General features: G+C 37.2%; 18 protein-coding genes. 16 read left to right on the top strand and 2 right to left on the bottom strand.

Annotation, left to right across the window (positions count from 1 at the left end):
• The first annotated feature begins 3 nt into the window (after positions 1-3).
• The 10 genes from IGI97_RS07750 (at position 4) to fur (ending at position 13,015) form a co-directional block, all read left to right on the top strand.
• Positions 4-453 (top strand): PTS sugar transporter subunit IIA, encoded by a 450-nt coding sequence (locus IGI97_RS07750; RefSeq protein WP_085366381.1) that lies wholly within the window; start codon positions 4-6, stop codon positions 451-453.
• 108 nt (positions 454-561) lie between these two features.
• On the top strand, positions 562-1,662 hold the full coding sequence (locus IGI97_RS07745) for a PTS fructose transporter subunit IIC (protein ID WP_101731772.1): 1,101 nt from the start codon (positions 562-564) through the stop codon (positions 1,660-1,662).
• Positions 1,663-1,799: 137 nt separating this feature from the next.
• Positions 1,800-2,489: a D-allulose 6-phosphate 3-epimerase gene (gene alsE, locus IGI97_RS07740; protein ID WP_142956387.1), complete on the top strand. Its 690-nt coding sequence runs from the start codon at positions 1,800-1,802 to the stop codon at positions 2,487-2,489.
• 291 nt (positions 2,490-2,780) lie between these two features.
• Entirely contained in the window at positions 2,781-3,398 is a 618-nt protein-coding gene (locus IGI97_RS07735) for a lysozyme family protein (protein WP_438738347.1), read from the top strand.
• Between the two features lie 128 nt (positions 3,399-3,526).
• Entirely contained in the window at positions 3,527-5,863 is a 2,337-nt protein-coding gene (locus tag IGI97_RS07730) for a cation-translocating P-type ATPase (RefSeq protein ID WP_438738345.1), read from the top strand.
• A gap of 316 nt (positions 5,864-6,179) precedes the next feature.
• Complete coding sequence (gene dnaG / locus IGI97_RS07725) at positions 6,180-8,066, top strand: DNA primase (RefSeq protein ID WP_010822804.1); 1,887 nt, start codon at positions 6,180-6,182, stop codon at positions 8,064-8,066.
• Between the two features lie 107 nt (positions 8,067-8,173).
• The gene (rpoD, locus tag IGI97_RS07720) at positions 8,174-9,280 is read left to right on the top strand and encodes an RNA polymerase sigma factor RpoD (protein ID WP_002360364.1); all 1,107 of its coding nucleotides are present in this window, start codon (positions 8,174-8,176) and stop codon (positions 9,278-9,280) included.
• Between the two features lie 151 nt (positions 9,281-9,431).
• Positions 9,432-11,495: a cell division site-positioning protein MapZ family protein gene (locus IGI97_RS07715; protein ID WP_438738343.1), complete on the top strand. Its 2,064-nt coding sequence runs from the start codon at positions 9,432-9,434 to the stop codon at positions 11,493-11,495.
• 73 nt (positions 11,496-11,568) lie between these two features.
• Positions 11,569-12,450 (top strand): CvfB family protein, encoded by an 882-nt coding sequence (locus IGI97_RS07710; protein ID WP_141410147.1) that lies wholly within the window; start codon positions 11,569-11,571, stop codon positions 12,448-12,450.
• 115 nt (positions 12,451-12,565) lie between these two features.
• Positions 12,566-13,015: a ferric iron uptake transcriptional regulator gene (gene fur / locus IGI97_RS07705; RefSeq protein WP_002357640.1), complete on the top strand. Its 450-nt coding sequence runs from the start codon at positions 12,566-12,568 to the stop codon at positions 13,013-13,015.
• A 50-nt stretch (positions 13,016-13,065) separates the two neighbouring features.
• Here fur and gap read toward each other — a convergent pair whose 3' ends face one another.
• Positions 13,066-14,076, bottom strand: a complete 1,011-nt coding sequence (gene gap, locus IGI97_RS07700) for a type I glyceraldehyde-3-phosphate dehydrogenase (RefSeq protein WP_002357638.1) — start codon at positions 14,074-14,076, stop codon at positions 13,066-13,068.
• A 287-nt stretch (positions 14,077-14,363) separates the two neighbouring features.
• On the opposite strand from gap, the gene obgE reads away from it, so the two are divergent.
• The 5 genes from obgE (at position 14,364) to IGI97_RS07675 (ending at position 18,727) form a co-directional block, all read left to right on the top strand.
• A complete protein-coding gene (gene obgE, locus IGI97_RS07695; RefSeq protein ID WP_002384537.1) occupies positions 14,364-15,680 on the top strand; it encodes a GTPase ObgE in 1,317 nt (438 codons plus the stop codon).
• A 138-nt stretch (positions 15,681-15,818) separates the two neighbouring features.
• Entirely contained in the window at positions 15,819-16,121 is a 303-nt protein-coding gene (locus IGI97_RS07690; RefSeq protein ID WP_002357636.1) for a hypothetical protein, read from the top strand.
• Positions 16,122-16,147: 26 nt separating this feature from the next.
• Positions 16,148-17,446 (top strand): PTS sugar transporter subunit IIC, encoded by a 1,299-nt coding sequence (locus tag IGI97_RS07685; protein WP_002363934.1) that lies wholly within the window; start codon positions 16,148-16,150, stop codon positions 17,444-17,446.
• Between the two features lie 218 nt (positions 17,447-17,664).
• Positions 17,665-18,210: a TetR/AcrR family transcriptional regulator gene (locus IGI97_RS07680; RefSeq protein WP_002365644.1), complete on the top strand. Its 546-nt coding sequence runs from the start codon at positions 17,665-17,667 to the stop codon at positions 18,208-18,210.
• A gap of 142 nt (positions 18,211-18,352) precedes the next feature.
• Positions 18,353-18,727, top strand: coding sequence for a YxeA family protein (locus IGI97_RS07675; RefSeq protein ID WP_002357632.1), 375 nt, complete (start codon positions 18,353-18,355; stop codon positions 18,725-18,727).
• A gap of 43 nt (positions 18,728-18,770) precedes the next feature.
• Here IGI97_RS07675 and IGI97_RS07670 read toward each other — a convergent pair whose 3' ends face one another.
• Positions 18,771-19,520, bottom strand: coding sequence for a peptidylprolyl isomerase (locus tag IGI97_RS07670; RefSeq protein ID WP_010708185.1), 750 nt, complete (start codon positions 19,518-19,520; stop codon positions 18,771-18,773).
• 181 nt (positions 19,521-19,701) lie between these two features.
• Between IGI97_RS07670 and IGI97_RS07665 the strand changes: the two genes are divergently transcribed.
• Complete coding sequence (locus IGI97_RS07665; protein WP_002360357.1) at positions 19,702-20,793, top strand: DUF871 domain-containing protein; 1,092 nt, start codon at positions 19,702-19,704, stop codon at positions 20,791-20,793.
• Positions 20,794-20,810 lie beyond the last annotated feature (17 nt).

Genomic DNA, 20,810 nt, shown 5'->3' with positions numbered 1-20,810 from the left:
GTAATGGAAGTAAAGGATATCATTGACTTAAAAACCGTTAAAACGAATATGAATGTAAATACAAAAGAGGAAGCGTTAAAAGAATTAGCCAATCTTTTGCTTGAAAATGGCAATATTTCAGATGAAAAAGGCTTTATAAAAGATATCTATGTTAGAGAGGCGGAAGGCCAAACAGGCATCGGAAACTATCTAGCCATTCCACATGGCAAAAGTGCGTATGTAAAAAAAATAGGCGTGGCCATTGGTATTAATAGTACAGAAATTCCTTGGGAATCTTTAGATGATAATGGCGTAAAAGGAATCATTCTTTTTGCTGTGGGCAATGATCATAAAGAAACAACTAGCCATCTTAAACTATTATCATTGTTTGCCAGAAAACTCGGAAATGATGAAGTAGTGAGAGAATTCCTTCAATCAAAATCGCCAGAGGATGTAGTGAAGGCATTCTCTTAATGAAATTACTAAGACAGCATATTGTGGATATTTTCTACAGAAGAATTCATAACAGCAATTTTTTTAAATAGAAAATAAAATAAAAGAACAATGTTTAGGAGGATAAAAATGAAAAAACTAAAAGAGTTAAATCTTAAAGGTCATTTATTAACAGCAATCTCATATTTAATTCCAATTGTCTGTGGTGCTGGCTTTTTAATTGCAATTGGTATGGGGTTTGGTGGCTCAAGTCAAGGAACCTTGGTACCAGGTGAATTTTCGCTTTGGGATGCTTTAGCTACTATGGGTGGCGCTGGCTTAGGCTTACTTCCGGTTGTTATATCTACTGGCATTTCTTTTTCAATAGCCGGTAAACCTGGAATTGCTCCAGGCTTTATTATTGGTTTAACTGCGAATGCAGTTGGCGCTGGCTTTATTGGTGGTATCTTAGGTGGTTACTTGGCAGGATATCTTGTATTAGCTATTTTAAAATATGTGAAATTACCAAACTGGGCGAAAGGGTTAATGCCCACATTAATTATTCCATTTTTAACCTCAATTACTGGTGGATTAATCATGATATATATTATCGGGACCCCAATAACGGCATTTACTTCATTATTAACGAACTTTTTAGATAGCTTAGGTAACTCGTCATTATTAATTTTTGGTGGTGTAATTGGTTTATTAAGTGGTATAGACTATGGCGGACCCATTAACAAAACTGTTTTTGCCTTTGTTTTGACAATGCAAGCGGAAGGACTTAATGGACCAATTACAGCATTGCAATTAGTAAATACAGCAACGCCAATAGGCTTTGGATTAGCTTTCTTCTTTGCTAAATTATTTAGAAAAAATATTTATACAAAACTAGAAGTTGAAACGTTAAAGTCTGCCGTACCAATGGGCGTGATTAACATTGTTGAAGGTGTTATTCCTTTAGTTATGAATGATATTGTCCGAGGAGTCATTGCTACAGCGATTGGCGGCTTCATGGGTGGCGCAACAACAATGATCTTAGGGGCAGATGCGACAGTTCCATTTGGCGGTGTTTTAATGATTCCAACAATGAGTAAACCGCTGGCTGGCATTATTGCAATTGTTGTAAACGCTGTGGTTACCGGTTTAGTTTTAGCTATTATTAAGAAAGATGTAACTGAGAAAGATATGGAAGCTTTAGTAGAAAAAGAAGAAGAGGAGATAAACTTGGAAGATATTCAAATTTTCTAAACAAAATGAAAAAGCGTAACAAAATTAATGCAATTTATATTGCCTGTCAGAGATGTGTCAACGTCTGAATATAACGAGTTAGAAAAATTTTCAAAAACATCAACCAAATAATCAGATAGAAAGAGTTGAAAATTAGAATGAACAAAGTTGAATTTTCTCCGTCACTAATGACGATGGATTTGGACAAGTTTAAACAACAAATCACCTTTTTGAATGATCATGTTGCTTCGTATCACATAGACATTATGGATGGTCACTATGTGCCAAATATCACGCTATCTCCGTGGTTTATTGAGGAGTTAAGAAAAATTTCGAAGCTCCCAGTATCTGCTCATCTAATGGTTACGAATCCAAGCTTTTGGGTACAACAACTAGTAGATATCAGATGTGAATGGATTTGTATGCATGCAGAGGTTTTAGATGGTCTAGCATTTCGCCTAATTGACCAAATTCACAATGCTAATCTTAAAGCAGGGATCGTCCTTAATCCCGAAACGCCTATTGAATCAATCTTTCCATATATTGAATTGTTGGATAAAATCACAATCATGACCGTTGATCCAGGCTTTGCTGGCCAACGATTTATTGAAGGAACACTTGATAAAATTGTTGCTCTTCGTAATTTACGTGAAGAAAAAAGTTATCGTTATGTAATTGAAATGGATGGCTCATCGAATAGAAATTCATTTAAGCGAATTGATGCTGCAGGACCTGATATTTATATTGTTGGTAGAAGCGGATTATTTGGATTAGATGAAGATATTGAAAAAGCTTGGAGAATGATGAGTAGAGACTATGAAGAAATGACTGGGAAAAAAATTCCATAAAACATTTGACTGTTTGTTAAAAGAATAGATAAGTTGTATAAAGTCAAGCCTAGAAAAGAATTTTGTTCATTCTTATCTGGGCTTTTTTTGATGCAATAAATAAGCGTCAATAGAACAAAATTACTTGTTATTCTATTCTAGGTGAAAACGTTCAATCTTGCGAAGTTACGGTTTGTTCACAAAAAAGTTACTTTTATTAAATAAAACTAAAGAAGTAACAAAAACTTCGCTTTTTTCAGTTATTTCAAGTAACATAGAACGTATCTTAAAAGAAAAAGTTTGGATGATTCGATGCGTAGAGTAAGAAAAATAATTTATAAAATCATGCTACTTTTTTTTGTTGGTTTAGTTGCTGGTCTTGGCTATCTTGGCTATAAAATACATCAAAATGTTGAAACGGTAATGACCTTTGAAAAACAAGTAGAAGCAGAAGTCAAAAAAAATAAAATACCTGAATACAAAACATTAGCTTTAGCGATTATCTATACAGAATCTAAAGGGAAATCTGGCGATATTATGCAGAGCAGTGAAAGTGTTTATGGACAACAAGAAGTGATTGAAACACCAGAGGAAAGTATCGCACATGGCGTCAAATTTCTCGCGGAAGCGTTAACGAAAGCAAAAGAAGCTGGCTGTGATGAATGGACAGGCGTACAAGCATATAATTATGGACTGAATTATATTCAGTTTGTTAAAGAACGCGGCGGGAAACACACGACAGAGTTAGCAGAAGAATATTCAAGAGAAGTCCTTTCACCGTTGCTAGGAAATGACCAAAATACGAAATATCGTTATTATCGTTGGCAAGCGTTAGTTTACAATGGTGGTTACCTTTATCAAAATGGTGGCAATATGTTCTATGCGGAAATTGTCAAAATGAATCGTTGGTTTATTGAAAAGTTAAATTAAAACGAGAAAAGTCTAAAGAATTCTTTCAACTTACAGGAATTTTTTAGGCTTTTCTTGCAGTTTCATGAAAATGCAAGTAAACTAGAAGGGATGTAACTGATTAATTGAAAAGGTAGGGAAAGAGCTGGATGTTGAATAAAGTCGACCTGAAAAAAGGGTTAAGTACAGAAGAAGTTGCCAAGCAGAAAGAGTTAGGCCTTCAAAATAATTATGAGGAAAATGTAGCAAAATCTACAAAAGATATTATTTTTGATAACGTCATGACGTTATTCAACTTTTTAAACTTTGCAATCGCTGTTTGTTTACTATTTGTCGGAGCGTATTCCAATCTGGCTTTCTTAGCGATTATTATTGTGAACATGTCAATCGGGATTTTCCAAGAAATTCATGCCCGTAATTTAGTTCAAAAATTATCTATTGTGGCAAAAGAAAATGTTCATGTTGTTCGAAATGGCGTACGACAAGAAATTGATACAAAAGAACTAGTTATGGAAGATATTGTTATTATCTCTGCAGGGGAACAAGTTCCTTCTGATATGGAAGTTATTGACGGTAAAGTAGAAGCGAACGAAGCGTTGTTAACAGGTGAATCAGATTTAATTGAAAAGGAAATCGGCGATACCTTGCTTTCTGGAAGTTTCATTGTTAGCGGACAAGCCTATGCCCGTGTTATCCACGTTGGTGCCGAAAACTATGCTGTGAAAATCACCCAAGAAGCCAAAGTGCATAAACCAATTCAATCAGAGTTAGTCAATTCGATTCGTAAAGTCTCTAAATTTACAAGTTGGGTGATTATTCCTCTAGGGATTATTTTATTTGTTGAAGCTTTTTGGTTAAGAGATGCTGGCATCAAAACATCTGTTGTTGCTTCTGCAGCAGCTTTGTTAGGGATGTTACCAAAAGGATTAGTACTATTGATTAGTATTGCGCTGACAACAGGTGTCATTAAGTTAGCCAAAAAACGTATTCTAGTACAAGATATGTACTCAATTGAAACATTGGCCCATGTGGACACTTTGTGTTTAGATAAAACTGGAACGATTACAGAAGGTAAAATGAAAGTGCAAAAGGCGATTATCTTGCATGACAAATATGAAGAACTTTTCCCGCAGATTATCGGAAGCTACCTATCTGAAAGTACAGATAATAATATTACAATGCAAGCAATTCGTGATCATTATGAAGTATCCAATCGATTTGGCGCAAAAGAAGTCTTGGCTTTTTCTTCTGAACGAAAATGGGGAGCTATTGAATTTCCAGAAATTGGGACAGTTTATTTAGGGGCTCCTGAGCGTTTGGTAGACGATAGTCGGTTGCCAGAAGCTGTCTTTACAGCACAAGAGAATGGGTATCGCGTCTTGATGTTAGCCATTGCGGAACAACAACCGTTAAACGAAACCAAAATGCCTTATTTAGAGCCATTAGCAATTCTAGAAATTGACGATCCAATTCGCCAAAATGCCAAAGAAACACTGGCTTATCTAAAAGAAGAAGGAATCGACTTAAAAGTAATTTCTGGTGATAATCCGGTAACTGTTTCAAATATTGCTCGTCGTGCTGGGCTACCCGGTTATGAGTCTTATATTGATTTGTCGACCAAAACGACAGAAGCAGAAGTGCGTGAAGCAGTTCAGCAATACACAGTGTTCGGACGTGTATCGCCTCAGCAAAAAAGAACCATTGTACGTGAGTTGAAAGACACAGAGCATGTGGTGGCGATGACCGGCGATGGCGTCAACGATGTTTTAGCGTTACGAGAAGCGGATTGTAGTATCGCCATGGCAGAGGGAGATGGCGCTACTCGGCAAATTTCTAATCTAGTTTTACTAGATTCTGATTTTACAACGTTACCAGATGTCTTGTTTGAAGGACGACGTGTGGTAAATAATGTAACCCGAGTTTCCAGCGTTTTCTTCATTAAAACGATTTATTCGTTTATTCTCTCAATCATTTGTGCCTTAACGGCCATTGCGTTCCCGTTCATTCCGATTCAAGTGACCTTGATTGATTTAGCAATTGAAGGATATCCTGCTTTCTTCTTATCTTTCGAAGGGGACAAACGAAAAGTTGTCGGGAAGTTTTTACCAACGGCTTTGAAAAATGCGTCTGTTAATGCGCTTTTAGTTGTAGCGAATATCATTGCTGTTTATCTGATTGGACAAAATCAAGGATTTTCTTCTTTAGACACCACGACGTTAATGTATTATTTATTAGTTGGAATTAGCTGTATGGCTGTTGTTCGAGCATGTCTGCCTTTAAATCCATTACGCATTTTCTTGGTTTTCAGTACCATTATTGGTATTTATGTAGCAGCTATGTTATTCCACAACATTTTAGAAATTGGTTTCTTAACTTCGCAAACAATGGGTCTCTTCTTTATTATGATGGCCATTAATATTGTAGTGCGTGTAACAATTGGTTTCGTACAAATGAAACGTGCTGGAAAAACAATTAAAGATTTATAAAAAGCAGAGGTTGAGCTAAAAGCATTCGTCTCCAGAAATGCAGTTCTTCTTTAAATCTTGAAGGAAGTCGGAGCAAGCTTGATGTTTAACTGATTATTTTAAGAGTTAGTGTCTGGGGCAGGAGTCAGGATGACTTTTGTCCTAGATACTTTCTTTTTTTGTTGAGTTGAAACAAGATACTTGAAAAACAGAGATTATGTGATACAATAAATCATGTGTAAATGTGTCCATTGGAATTCGCACTGAAATGACAGTGCGTTTTTTAAACGGTCAATCACATGAGTTAGCACAATGCTATTCTTAGGAGGTGAGGACAATGGCACAACGCATTCCTCAGGAAGTCATTGAGGAAGTTCGTCACCGAACGAATATAGTAGATATTATTGGGCAGTATGTCCAGTTAAAAAAATCCGGTAAAAATTATATGGGTTTATGTCCGTTTCACGAAGAACGTTCCCCTTCATTTTCAGTAGCAGAAGACAAACAAATTTTTCACTGTTTTGGCTGCGGGAAAGGTGGAACTGTTTTTAATTTCTTGCAAGAAATTGAAGGCATTAGTTTTCCAGAATCCGTGAAACGTGTTGCAGATTTGGAACATTTATCTGTGGACTTTGATTGGTCAGAGCCGCGTGAAGTAGCGGATACCCCAGAAAACCAACAAAGACGGAGTTTGTTACAACTGCATAGTAAAGCCGCAGAACTTTACCATCATATTTTAGTGAATACTAAAATTGGCGAACCCGCATTAAACTATTTATTAGAGCGGGGGTTAACACAAGAACTAATTGAGACCTTTCAAATTGGATTTGCGCCGCAAAAACGTGATTTCTTAAGTCAAGTTTTTAAAAATGAACAACTGGATGAAGCGCTTTTTGAGCCTTCGGGGCTGTTTGTCCAAAGAGATAACGGTACGTTTTTGGATCGTTTCTATCAACGAATCATGTTTCCAATTAATGATCCCCAAGGCAATGTCATCGCCTTTTCTGGTCGCTTGTTAAAAACAGCTGATTTTCCAGGGGATGAGATGCCTAAATACTTGAATAGTCCTGAAACAACACTTTTTAATAAGCGAGAAACGCTGTTTAACTTTGATAAAGCCAGAAAAGAAATTCGTAAAGAAAATACAGTCTTGCTTTTTGAAGGATTCATGGATGTTATCGCTGCTTGGCAATCAGGCGTAAAAAGTGGGGTGGCTTCAATGGGGACTAGTTTGACCAATGAACAAATTCGGCGTTTGGAACGGGTCGCTAAGGAAGTAGTTATTTGTTACGATGGCGATAATGCCGGTGTTCAAGCCACAAACCGTGCGATTCAATTATTGCAAGAAAACAGTCATTTTGACTTGAGTATTGTCAGCATCCCTGAAAAGCTGGATCCTGATGAATATGTGCGGAAATATGGCGCAGAAGCTTTTCAAAATTTAGCCAATCATGGCCGAGAAACAGTTTTTAGTTTTAAAATGAATTATCATCGGTTAACTAGAAACATGAATAACGAAAAAGAACAATTGGATTATGTGAACGAATTGTTACGGGAGTTAACCAATGTTCAATCTCCCTTGGAACGTGATCGTTATTTAAACCAAATTGCTCAGGAATTTCAACTTTCTGTTCATAGTTTGGAAGAGCAATTCAATCAATTGAAGCAAGAGCAACGTTCAGTCCAACGGCAAGAAAGGCAACAATTTTATCAAGATGAAATGATGCCACCACCAATGGAAGAACCTGTTTTTGAAGAGAATCACGTCCAGAACAAGTTACCGTTAACACAAGTTCAAAAAGCAGAACGTTCCTTATTATTTCGTTTAATGAATGAACAAGGAGTACGGCAAACCGTTCAACAATTGCCAGATTTTTCGTTCGCTCATGATGAATACCAAGAATTATATTTCTTGCTAGAAAGTTATGCGACACTGCATCAAAGTTTCGACATTGCCGATTTTATTAATTTCTTGCAAGATAATCAAACCAAACAATTAGCAATTGAAATTGCGTATCAGAATTTATCGGAAGAAAGCTCTGAGCGAGAAGTTGCCGATTTATTACATGTAATTGCCTTATCAAGTATTGCAGAGGCAATTGAGCAGAAAAAGATTCAACAGCAAGAAGCAAAACGAGTGGGCAATCAACAGCTTGAAGCCGAATTAACAATGGAGATTATCCAATTGGCTCGACAGCTTAAAGCTCAACGAACATTTACTTAAGTAATAAATGAATAGAACTAAGCGTTTTGTTCATTTTATTTTGATAAGTCCCAGTGATTTATCAGTTATTTCAAGCGTGAACCGAAAAATGAAGGGGGCCTTCTTTCATGGAAAAAGAAACAAGTAAAAAATATGAAGCTGCAGTGGCAGCATTTATCAAAGAAAACAAGCCTAAAGGAACAGTGGTTTATGATGATTTAGCGAATCAATTAGCCACACCGTATACTTTGGATGCAGAAGCTATGGAAAAATTAATCCAAAAAGTTGAAGATGCTGGTATCAGCGTAGTCGATGAAAATGGAGACCCAAGTGAACATAGCTTGAAAAAAGATGAAAAAGAAGCGGAAAAGGCCCAAGCAGAAGACTTATCTGCGCCAACAGGTGTTAAAATTAATGATCCCGTGCGTATGTACCTAAAAGAAATTGGGCGCGTTCAATTATTAACTGCTGCAGAAGAAGTTGAATTGGCACTTAAAATTGAAGAAGGCGATCAAGAAGCAAAACAACGTTTAGCAGAAGCTAACTTACGTTTGGTTGTTTCAATTGCTAAACGATATGTAGGTCGTGGTATGCAATTCTTGGATTTAATTCAAGAAGGTAATATGGGCTTAATGAAAGCTGTTGAAAAATTTGACTACCGTAAAGGGTTCAAATTCTCTACGTATGCTACTTGGTGGATTCGTCAAGCGATTACGCGGGCAATTGCGGACCAAGCTAGAACAATTCGAATTCCTGTTCACATGGTTGAAACAATCAATAAATTGATTCGGATTCAACGCCAACTATTGCAAGATTTAGGTAGAGAACCAACGCCAGAAGAAATTGGTGCGGAAATGGATTTACCAACAGAAAAAGTTCGTGAAATCCTAAAAATCGCACAAGAGCCAGTCTCTTTAGAAACACCAATTGGTGAAGAAGATGATTCACATTTAGGTGATTTCATTGAAGACCAAGATGCTACAAGTCCTGCTGAACATGCAGCTTACGAATTGTTAAAAGAACAACTAGAAGATGTTCTGGATACTTTAACAGACCGTGAAGAAAATGTTTTACGTTTACGTTTTGGTTTAGATGATGGTCGGACACGTACGCTAGAAGAAGTCGGAAAAGTTTTCGGTGTCACTCGCGAACGTATTCGTCAAATTGAAGCAAAAGCGTTAAGAAAACTAAGACATCCTTCTCGTTCAAAACAATTAAAAGACTTTTTAGAATAAACATACCGTTTAGCGGCTCTTTTCGTGCATGCGAGAAGAGCCGCTTTTGATTTTTAAAAAGTCTCTAAATGTCATTGCTAGTTATTGGAAGAAGGCGCAAGTTGTGGTAAATTAGAAGTAATGGAATATTAGCAGAATGTGAGGCGGAAGAATGACAAAGAAATGTCCGAAGTGCGGGAACGAATTCGATGCAGAATTAACGACCTGCCCAACATGTGGCTATTCACTAACTGACACAACAGTTGATAAAGAAGAAGCGGAAACGACTTCAACAAATATAGATTTTAAAACACAGGAAAATGAACAACATGAAGATCAATTAAATGAGAATATTGAATGGTCTGAGTTAAAAGATATGAGCTTAGGCCATGTGATGGAACTGTTTGGCGAATCACCTGAAGAAGAAAGTAATGATGACAAAAAAGAAGAGTCGATAGAAGATAACTTAATAGTCTCTGATTCAGAGGATGTTTCTGATTCAGAAGCAGTGCTTCAAGAAGGGGCTAGTGAGGAGACTCATGATTCGGTGGAGGAAACGATACCAGCGACAGAAGCGATGCCTACTCATTCAACAGAAGAAAAACTAGCAACGGACGAAGCAGTTAATTTAGAGGAAACAACAGAAGAAACAACTACTGTTGAAGCAGAAACAGCTGAGGTATCTGAGACAGTGAAGTCAGAAGAGGAAGCTTTAACAGAGATTTCAGGAACTGAAGTTATCTCTACCACTTCTGAAGAAGAAATTTTTTCACAACCACCGATAGAAGATCAAGATGTAACACCAAACGAAACTTTGCAAGCTTATATTCAAGCGCATCGAGCAGATACAGAAATGTCTGAAAATCCATCAGAAGAAACAGCAGAGACCCAAGAGTTAGAAAAAAGCGGTGAGGCAGTATTAACCCAAGCCGAAACACCAACTGAATCCATTTCAGATTCTGAAGAAGGGTTAACAAGTGCAGCGTCGCTAGAGGAACCGAGCGAAGCTGATACAACCGAGGAAAAAGTTTCAGATTCAGGTGTGATACCACCGATGAATGAAACTGGGAATGCTCAACCAGCGCCTGCTCCAAAGAAACCATCAAAAAAAGTGGCTTTCGTTGCGCTTGCGGTTGTTTTATTAGCTGGAGGTAGTGCTTGGGCGTATCATGATCAAACGCAAAAAGCTGCCGCGCAAGAGGCGGCGGCACTATCCAAGAAAACAGATACGCTGAAAGATGAACTAGCAGCCTTTTATACCACGAAAGAGCAAGTTTTTATTAAACCCGATATGGTGACTGTTAGTCCAGAAAAACTCTCAAAACAAGTCGCGGAAATTAAAGATTCAGAAGAGTATTCTCAATTAAATAAACAAATTCAAACATTGAAAGAGAAGCAACAAATCATTCAACAAATCAACCAATTATTTGAGGCCCCGATTGTCAATGGCAATGAGTTGAAACCGGCGATTCTAGCTGCTGATCAACCAATTTCCGTAAAGAAATTAACAGGAAATGATCCATTTGACCAATTGATGAACCAAGCAATCGATCAAGCGAACCAACAATACAACCAATTACAAAAAGCTAAAAAAGCGGTTGAGGTCATTTATAAAGATGGAAAAACTACCAATCAGCTGAATCGAGACACGTATCAAGCTGCTAAGGCAGAAGTAGATAAAGTAACAAGTGATAAGCTGAAAAAAGAACTGGTCAAACAAGTCACGACAGCTGACCAAGCGTTAACCAAGGTTGAAGAAGAACAGAAAAGAATTGCAGAAGAACAAGCTGCCGCAGAGCAAGCAAAACAAGCAGAAGAACAAGCGAAACAAGCTGCTGCCGCGAAAAAAGAGAACGCTAAGAAGGAAGAAACAGCAAAAACAGAAGCGAATGGCTACACGGCGCCGAACAGTGACGGGGTTTACACTAGTCCGCTTTATGCGCCAGATGCTGCCGATATCGCTGATAGTAGCAATCCAGCGTGGACATGGGCACCAGGTGTGAAAGAAAAAGTCTTAGACACAGTGATTGCTCGTGGCTATGTGGTTCCTGGCGGATATTCTTTAGAACCTGCCAAAATTGTGAATGGCGAAGGTTACTACAATCTTTATGCAACAAACAATCAATCAAAATTATTAGAAGGCACTACAGAGAAAAATGTTCACATGTATTTAGTTACAATCAATGCTAAAACAGGTTGGTTCAAAGGGAACGCTTCTCGTAATGCAGGGCAATAAAAGAAAATAGAAACAATCGAACAAAAGCGGAAATCTTTTGTTCGATTGATTTTCCTTGAGGAGTTAATGATAAATGAGAGAATTACTAGCAACAACATTTACCGGCATTGTGGTCGATGAAAATGAACAATTTTATTTTGTTCAAAAAAATGGCATCACATTCCGTTTAAAAAAAGAAGAAGGTACGCATGCCATAGGAGAGGCTGTAGAAGGCTTTGGTTATTTAAATCAAAAACAAGAGCCAGTACTGACAACTACAATTCCTACTGTGCGCATTGGTAGCTATGGCTTTGGTACTGTCACAGGAACGAGACGTGATTTAGGTGTCTTTGTGGATGTTGGCTTACCAGATAAAGATGTAGTTATTTCGTTGGATGAATTACCAACTATGCGGGAACTTTGGCCTAAAAAAGAAGACCGAGTAATGGTTACTTTAAAAGTGGACAGTAAAGACCGCATTTGGGGCGAATTAGCAGATGAAAAAGTCTTTAAAGCAATGGCAAAACGCGGGAATGCTGAAATGCAAAACAAAAACTTAACTGGGCATGTGTATCGTCTGAAACTTGCAGGAACGTATATTTTAACTGATGATTTATACATTGGATTTATCCATCCTTCTGAACGATTCCAGGAACCACGTTTAGGTGAAAAAGTAGTGGGACGTGTGATTGGCGTGCGGCCGGACGGCGTATTGAATCTTTCATTAAAACCAAGAAGTCATGAAGTAATCAGCGATGATGCGTTAATGATTCTAACTTTCTTAGAAAGAGCAAACGATCACCAAATTCCTTTCACCGATAAATCAAGTCCTGATGAAATTAAACAAACCTTTGGCATTAGTAAAGCTCAATTTAAACGCGCCTTAGGCCATTTAATGAAACAAAAATTAATTAAACAAGAAGATGGTAAAACAATTCTAATTGGCTCGTTGGAACAATCAAAAGAAAAAAATTAAGGTAGCTAATTGAGAATATCTTGCAAATTACAGTTATTTCTTTTATAATTATTTTAATTTGATTGATAAATTAGGTTTCTTAATTTGTAATCATTCTAAACAAGGAGCTGTAATAATGGATTCGACTGCTGCTTTAAAAAAGACAAAAAAACAATTACATGAATCAGGCTTTAAATTAACACCACAACGGGAAGCAACCGTACTTGTATTATTGGAAAATGAAAAAGATCATTTATCAGCAGAAGAAATTTACTTCTTGGTAAAACAAAAAAGTCCGGAAATTGGTCTAGCAACAGTCTATCGAACGCTAGAAATTTTAACAGACTTAAAAGTCGTTGATAAAGTGAGCTTTAACGATGGTTTAGCTCGCTATGATTTAAGAAAAGAAGGCGCCAAACACTTTCACCACCATTTGTTATGCTTAGAATGTGGCACAATTGAGGAAGTGGAAGAAGACTTGCTTGGTGAAGTAGAGCAAATTGTTGAAAGTCGGTATCATTTTTTAGTCAAAGATCATCGCTTAACTTTTCATGGTATTTGTCAAAGTTGTCAAAGTAAACATTAAAAAAACTGCCTTGCATTAATTTATGCAAGGCAGTTTTTTATTTATTGGCATTATAAATTAGCGAATTTTTCCAATAAGCGAATCATTTGGCAAGTAAAACCATATTCATTGTCATACCAAGCCACAGTTTTCACTAATTGGAAATCGCCAGCTGTCGTTACTTCTGTTTGCGTTGGGTCAAAAATCGAACCTTCTGTCGTGCCGATTATGTCTCCAGAAACAATTTCACGATCATCATAACCGAAAGAAGGGTTATCAATGGTGTGTTTTTTCATTGCTTCATTTACTTGATCAGCTGTTACTTTTGTTTTTAAAATGCTAACTAATTCTGTTAAGGATCCATCCACAACGGGAACACGTTGGGCATGGCCTTGTAATTTTCCATTAAGTTCTGGAATAACTAAGCCAATTGCTTTAGCAGCACCAGTTGAATGGGGAATAGTATTGTCTGCAGCAGAGCGTGCCGCACGAAGATTTCCGCCACGAACAGGGCCATCTAATAGCATTTGTGTTGATGTGTAGGCATGGACAGTTGTCATGGTCCCAACTTCAATACCAAATTCATTATTTAAAAAGTAAGCCATCGGTGCTAGACAGTTTGTCGTACATGAACCGGCAGAAATGATTTTATCGTTGGCATCAAGTGTATCATCATTGACGTTATAAACGATTGTTTTCATTGCGCCTGCAGGAGCAGAGATAACCACACGTTTCACACCTGCATCTAAATGAGCTTGTGCTTTTTCTTCAGAGGTATAAAAACCTGTACATTCAAGCACAATGTCTACTCCGTTTTCTTTAACCCAAGGGATTTTACTTGCATCTGGTTCTGCGTAGACACGGGTTTCTTCGCCGTCAACAACAATGCCATTTTCAGTGGCTGTCACGGTGCCAGGATAGGTGCCATGCGTAGAGTCAAATTGTAATAAGTGAGCCAACATTGTTGGGCTAGTCAAATCATTGATTGCCACAACTTCAATATCATCAGAAACTTCTTTTATTCGGCGAAAGGCTAAACGACCAATTCTTCCAAAACCGTTAATTCCTACTTTGACTGTCATAACAAAAATTCCTCCTTTAGATGTTTGTGTTTCTTTGGACCCTTGCTGAAAAAGTGATTTTCTTCAACTATCTATAGTATGAACCTCTAAAATTTTTTTGTCAAAAGACTGATAGCGAAGCGACAAAAAGAAAGCGAAAGATTCATGAGAAATTTTGCTTTTTCCAACGATAACTAACTAGAATTGCTAGACAAACGGTTGTTTTCCCGATACAATAATAAAGACTTTCGAATCACGCTTTTTGAGGTGATTAAAGATAGTAGAAGTAGAATAGGAGGACAAATTATATGTCCATGTTTTTAGATCAAGTGACGATTGATGTCAAAGCTGGTAAAGGCGGCGACGGAATGGTTGCTTTCCGTAGAGAAAAATATGTACCAGACGGGGGTCCCGCTGGTGGTGATGGCGGTCGCGGTGGCGACGTTGTTTTAGTTGTTGAAGAAGGATTACGCACATTAATGGATTTCCGGTTTAATCGTCATTTTAAGGCGACACCTGGAGAAAATGGTATGAGTAAAGGAATGCACGGTCGTGGTTCAGAAGATTTACTTGTCAAAGTTCCACCAGGTACAACAGTTCGTGATGCAGAAACTGGAGCCTTAATTGGGGATTTAATTGAGAATGGTCAGACCTTAGTAGTAGCAAAAGGCGGACGCGGTGGTCGTGGGAATATTCGCTTTGCTTCCCCAAGAAACCCTGCACCAGAAATTGCCGAAAACGGCGAACCGGGCCAAGAACGTAAAATTGAATTAGAATTAAAAGTTTTAGCAGATGTTGGCTTAGTTGGGTTTCCTTCTGTAGGGAAATCAACGTTACTCTCTGTTATCTCGTCCGCTCGTCCGAAAATTGGTGCCTATCATTTTACGACGTTAGTTCCAAACTTAGGAATGGTGACTACTAGTGACGGTCGAAGCTTCGCTGCAGCAGATTTGCCAGGCTTAATTGAAGGAGCTTCTCAAGGTGTCGGCTTAGGAACACAGTTCTTACGCCATATTGAACGGACGCGTGTTATTTTACATGTCATTGATATGAGTGGCATGGAAGGACGCGATCCTTACGAAGATTATTTGGCAATCAATAAAGAATTGGCTTCACACAATTTACGTTTGATGGAACGACCTCAAATTATTGTTGCCAATAAAATGGACATGCCTGAAGCAGAAGAGAATTTAGCGAAATTTAAAGAGCAACTTGCGAAGGAACGCACCGATGAGTATGCCGATGAGCTACCTATTTTCCCAATTTCTGGGGTTACTCGTAAAGGTATTGAACCTTTATTAAATGCAACAGCTGACTTGTTGGAAGTAACGCCTGAATTCCCATTATATGAAGATGAAGTGGTAGAGGAAGAAACCGTTCGTTATGGATTCCAACCAGAAGGTCCAGAATTTACGATTGATCGTGAACCAGATGCTTCATGGGTTTTATCTGGTGAAAAATTAGAAAAATTATTTGAAATGACGAATTTCGATCATGATGAAACAGTAATGCGTTTTGCACGTCAATTACGTGGTATGGGTGTCGATGAGGCATTACGAGCACGTGGCGCGAAAGATGGCGACATTGTTCGGATTGGTAATTTTGAATTTGAATTTGTCGAATAAGCATAAAACCAGTTCACTCAGTGAACTGGTTTTTTATTTTAAAATTAGTATTAAATTAGCGAATAGATTGAAATAATATTTTTAATAGCTTATAATTTTAAATGTAACAAAATAACAAACGAAAGGAGCGAAATTGAAATGGAAAACAATCAAGCAATGGTTCCTAAGTTTTCAGTTAAAAGTGCCGGTTTTCTTTTTAGTATGGGGCTCTTATGTGGTGTCCTGTTGCCGAGTGTTTTATTATGGACTTTCAATCTGCCGTTTAATATTGGTGCCATGATTTTTTTGCCTGTTGGGATTGCTTTTGCGTTAGCGTATAGTCATTATTTTATTGAAACGAAAACAGGTTTTTGTAAGCGTTTTATTTGGTTGTTTTTAATTTCTCTTATTTTATTAGAGCTTATCTCTTATTTATGGCTGATTAAAGGAGTTATTTTTTAAGAGAAAAACAGAGGAGAGTGTTATTTATGTTAGATAAACTGACTGTTTGGATTGAAAATCATCTAGCTGGACCAATGGCTAAAATTGCCAATCAGCGCCATTTACGTGCGGTGCGGGATGGGATTATTGCGACATTACCTTTAATTATTGTCGGTTCTTTTTTTCTAATTATTGCGTTTCCGCCGTTACCAGAATCTTGGGGCATTACTCAATTTTTAACAAGTAATGCTGCTACAATCTTATTGCCTTACCGAATGACAATGTACATTATGGCGTTATATGCGACTTTTGGCATTGGCGCTAGTTTAGCGAAATCATATAATCTTGATCAAGTCTCTGGAGGGATTTTGGCTACGATTGCTTTTTTGTTAACATTAGTACCTGTAGCGATTCCTGAAGAAGCCAGTAAAGCAGCTGGCGTTTCTGGGTTTGTTTTACCAATGGCTAATTTGGGTGGTGCAGGGATGTTTGTCGGGATTGTGACGTCAATTATTGCTGTCGAAATCTATCGAGTAACAGATAAGTCTAAGTTCAAAATTACAATGCCTGATAACGTTCCACCTGCTGTTGCTCGTTCATTTGAATCGTTGACTCCGACGTTAATTGTCATGTTATTGATTGGTTCAATCACTTATTATTTAGGCTTTGATTGGCACACATTTGTAGGGAACTTAGTAGGACCACTAGTTCAAGCAGCGGACTCTTTATTGAGTGTCTTGTTGTTAGTCTTTTTAACAACATTTTTCTGGTTCTTTGGGATTCACGGCGCTTCAATCGTAGGATCGTTGGCGCGTCCTCTATGGCTACAACTATTAGAGGAAAACACGACTGCTAAAGCAGCTGGCGAAGCATTACCTCGGATTGCGGCAGAACCTTTTTACCAATGGTTCATTTGGATTGGTGGTGCTGGAGCCACAATTGGTTTAGCTATATTATTAGCCTTTCGGGCAAAATCAGAATATGGTTCAAAACTAGGAAAAGCTATTTTAGCACCGTCTATTTTTAATATTAATGAGCCAGTTATTTTCGGTGTACCGATTGTCTTAAATCCGATTTTAATGATTCCTTTTATCTTTGCACCAATGGTTTTAGCAACGATTGCTTGGTTTGCCACAAAATTAGGTTTAGTAAGTGAAGTTGTCTTTACCGCTCCTTGGACCTTACCAGGACCAATTGGCGCCTTTATGGCGACAGGCGGCGATTGGCGTGCTGCTGTTTTGAATATTGTTTTAATTCTAGTGGCCATCTTGATTTACTATCCGTTCTTTGTAGCTTATGATAAAAATGAGCTTGCCAAAGAACAAGGCAAACAAATAGAAGAATAAAGAGTGCAGCCGTTTAGTGTCCAGAACAAAAGGTGATGACCTTTTGTTCTGGATCTATTTGTTTATAGGCGATGAAAATTCTCAATTTTTTTGAAATGTATAGAAAATTTTGAGAAAAGAAACGCATAAAAAAGTGTAAAATATTATATATATAATGAAAATGGTTTTCTTTTGTGTGAACATAATAAAGTTATTGTTAACTAAAAGAGAAAAGGGGTATGAAAATGGTTAGAACGAAGGTATATACAAAGGAAAAAATCTTAAACGTAGCTGAAAAAATTTTAGTAGATAAAGGTTTTTCTAATTTAACTGCTAGAAATATTGCAGATGCTATGGGGATTTCTACGCAGCCAATTTATTTAGAATTTGTCAACATGGACGATTTAAAACGAACCTTAATTAAATCGTTATTTCATCGTATGCAATTATTTTATAAAGCAGATGTCGGTGCCTCAGACCCAGTGATTGCATTGGGTCTGAACTTTATATTATTTGCCCAAAAACATCAAAAAATCTATACGGCGTTATTTATGAAAGCACATGGTTATGAAGAAGAATTGCAGCAAATGCTTCAAACTTTTTTTGAAGAGCGTTTATTATTGGATAAAAAATATGTACAAATGGACAAAGGAAAATTTGTCGAATTATTTCCTAAAATGGTGGTAATCTATTTAGGTTTAGCCACAGCGGTTACAATGAAAACAATTGACTTAACTAAGAATCAAGAAATTCAATTATTAAGTCAATTATTGATAGAAGAGTAGTGTTTTGTTATTTATTCAAAATAACAAAAATACGACATAAGTCTGAGGAAAAACTGGTCGTTGCGCCCGAGGAAGGATTGTTTAAAACTTGCTATACTTTGGAAGAAGTAACAGAGAATAATTACTCGGGAGGATTTATGTGATGAAATTTATTAAATTTTTAGTGGTGACAGCAATTGTTATTGGTGGTGGTTTATTTGGGGCCAAGTTTTACGCAGAGAAGAACTCTGGCGAATTAGCTGGTGTGTTAGATCAATTAAATCCATTGGTTAAAGAAGGAAATGTGTATGTTAAAACAAAGAAAGCCGATAGCGTTAATGGCTATGGAATTGCTAGTTATACGCAAGTAGCCGCAGATGAGGAAGGCAAAACACGAGAAATAACTTTTACAGCGGACCATGAATTAAAAACAGATCATTATCTAAAAGTCTCAAATAAAGGGGCCCACATCAATACGTATGAAGAGGTCAATCAAGACCAAGTACCAGAAAAGGCATTACAAGCAATTCAAAAATAACAAAAAGTCAGAACGTATCTTCAGCGTACGTTCTGACTTGTTGTTATTTTTTTGCTTCTTGAAGAATATTGATTTTTTCAATTTTAACATCAGTTTTTGGTTTATCGTTGGCACCAACTTCGACTTTGGCAATTTTATCGACAATATCCATTCCTTTGGTTACTTGACCGAAAACAGTATGTTTTTTATCAAGAGAAGGATAGCCGCCTTTTTTGTAAGCATCAATGATTGCTTTTGGATAATCATCATATAAAAGACCATCAGATTGATCATCTGTATTTTGGACAATAAAGAACTGACTGCCGTTAGTATTAGGTCCTGCATTCGCCATTGATAATGCGCCACGAATGTTATATAACTGGTTTGAAAATTCATCTTCAAATGGTTTATTCCAGATGCTGTTTCCGCCAGTTCCATCACCGCTAGGATCGCCACCTTGGATCATAAAGTTATTGATGACGCGGTGGAAAGTCAAGCCATCATAATAGCCATCTTTGGCATGTTTCATAAAGTTCTCGACAGTTTTTGGAGCCTGTTTAGGAAATAGTTTGATTTCAATATTTCCCATTGAAGTAACCATTTGGACTAAGTCTTGATCTTCGGCAACTTTGTCATCTAGTTGTGGTAAATCTAGTGAATTTAAGTCGACCGAATCCTTTGTTTTGCTTTCACTGGATTTAGCGACAGAATCACTCGTTGCGGTCGTGCCTTTATTATTGGTTGTGTTACAGCCTGCTAAAAGCAAGGCGAATGCTGCAACTGAAGCAACAGCAAGCATTTTCTTATGTTTCATCTGTTTTCCTCTTCCTTTCACACTGACAATTAGGTTCTTTTTTATCATAACAAAAGAGAAGATAACAAACCAGTGGAATTTTTATAAGATTTCCTATAGGAAAGGTGTAGACCACTTTTGTTTTTTTTGTTACAATGTAAGCAGATACATTATTATGTTTTACAATTTAGGAGGCAATCACATGGGAAAATTAGGTATTTCAATTTATCCAGAACGTTCAACATTTGAAAAGGACAAAGCATATTTAGATTTGGCTCATAAATACGGCTTTAAGCGTGTCTTTACTAGTTTATTGCAAATCAATGATGATCGGGAAAAGGTATTAGCAGAGTTTAAAAAAGTCGTAGATTACGCCAACCAATTAGGTATGGAAGTGATGGTCGATATTAATCCTGCATTGTTCGAACAATTAGGCATCTCTTATGATGATTTATCATTTTTCCATGATATGGGCGCTTACGGCATTCGTTTAGATCTTGGTTTTACTGGGCAAGAAGAGGCGAATATGACAAGAAACCCTTATGGCATTAAAATTGAAATTAATATGAGTTCAGGGACAAGTTATGTAGATAATATTATGGCCTACTCACCAAACACAGAAAATTTACTAGGCTCACATAATTTCTATCCACATCGCTATACCGGCTTAGGCTATGAGCATTTTGTTTATTGTTCAGAAAAATTTAGAAAATATAATTTAAATACGATGGCGTTTGTGAACTCACACGATGCTACATTTGGGCCATGGCCGACACAAGATGGGTTATGTTCTTTGGAAGATCACCGCGATTTAGAAATTGCAACGCAAGTTAAGCATTTAGTTTTAACAGGATTAATCGATGATATTTCTGTCGGAAATGCTTATGCCTCAGAAGCAGAATTAGCAGCAATGGCAGAAGCCTTTCATGCACCGTATCCTTCGATCAAAGTGGATACAGAACCAGAAATCACAGAAGATGAAAGAATTGCATTGTTCGATAACTTACACAGTTATCGTGGAGATCGTTCTGATTACGTTTTGCGTTCAACAATGACACGTGTTTACTATAAAGATCGTCCTTTCCCAGCTCATACAACGAGAGATATTGTTCGAGGCGATGTCTTGATTGACAACGTTGGCTATGGACAATACAAAGGGGAAACACAAATTGCTTTAAAAGAAATGAAAAATGATGGCCGTGTAAATGTGGTTGGTCGTATTTCTGATGACGAACGTTTCTTATTAGAATTTTTGAAACCATGGTCAAGTTTTAAACTTATTGAAAATAAATAATTTTTAGTTTCCTATAA

The organism is Enterococcus sp. DIV2419 (assembly GCF_051711865.1).
In the GTDB taxonomy this organism is placed as follows: Bacteria; Bacillota; Bacilli; order Lactobacillales; family Enterococcaceae; genus Enterococcus; species Enterococcus faecalis.
Note: the sequence above shows the minus strand (reverse complement) of the source record. Positions and strands in the feature narration are given on the sequence as shown.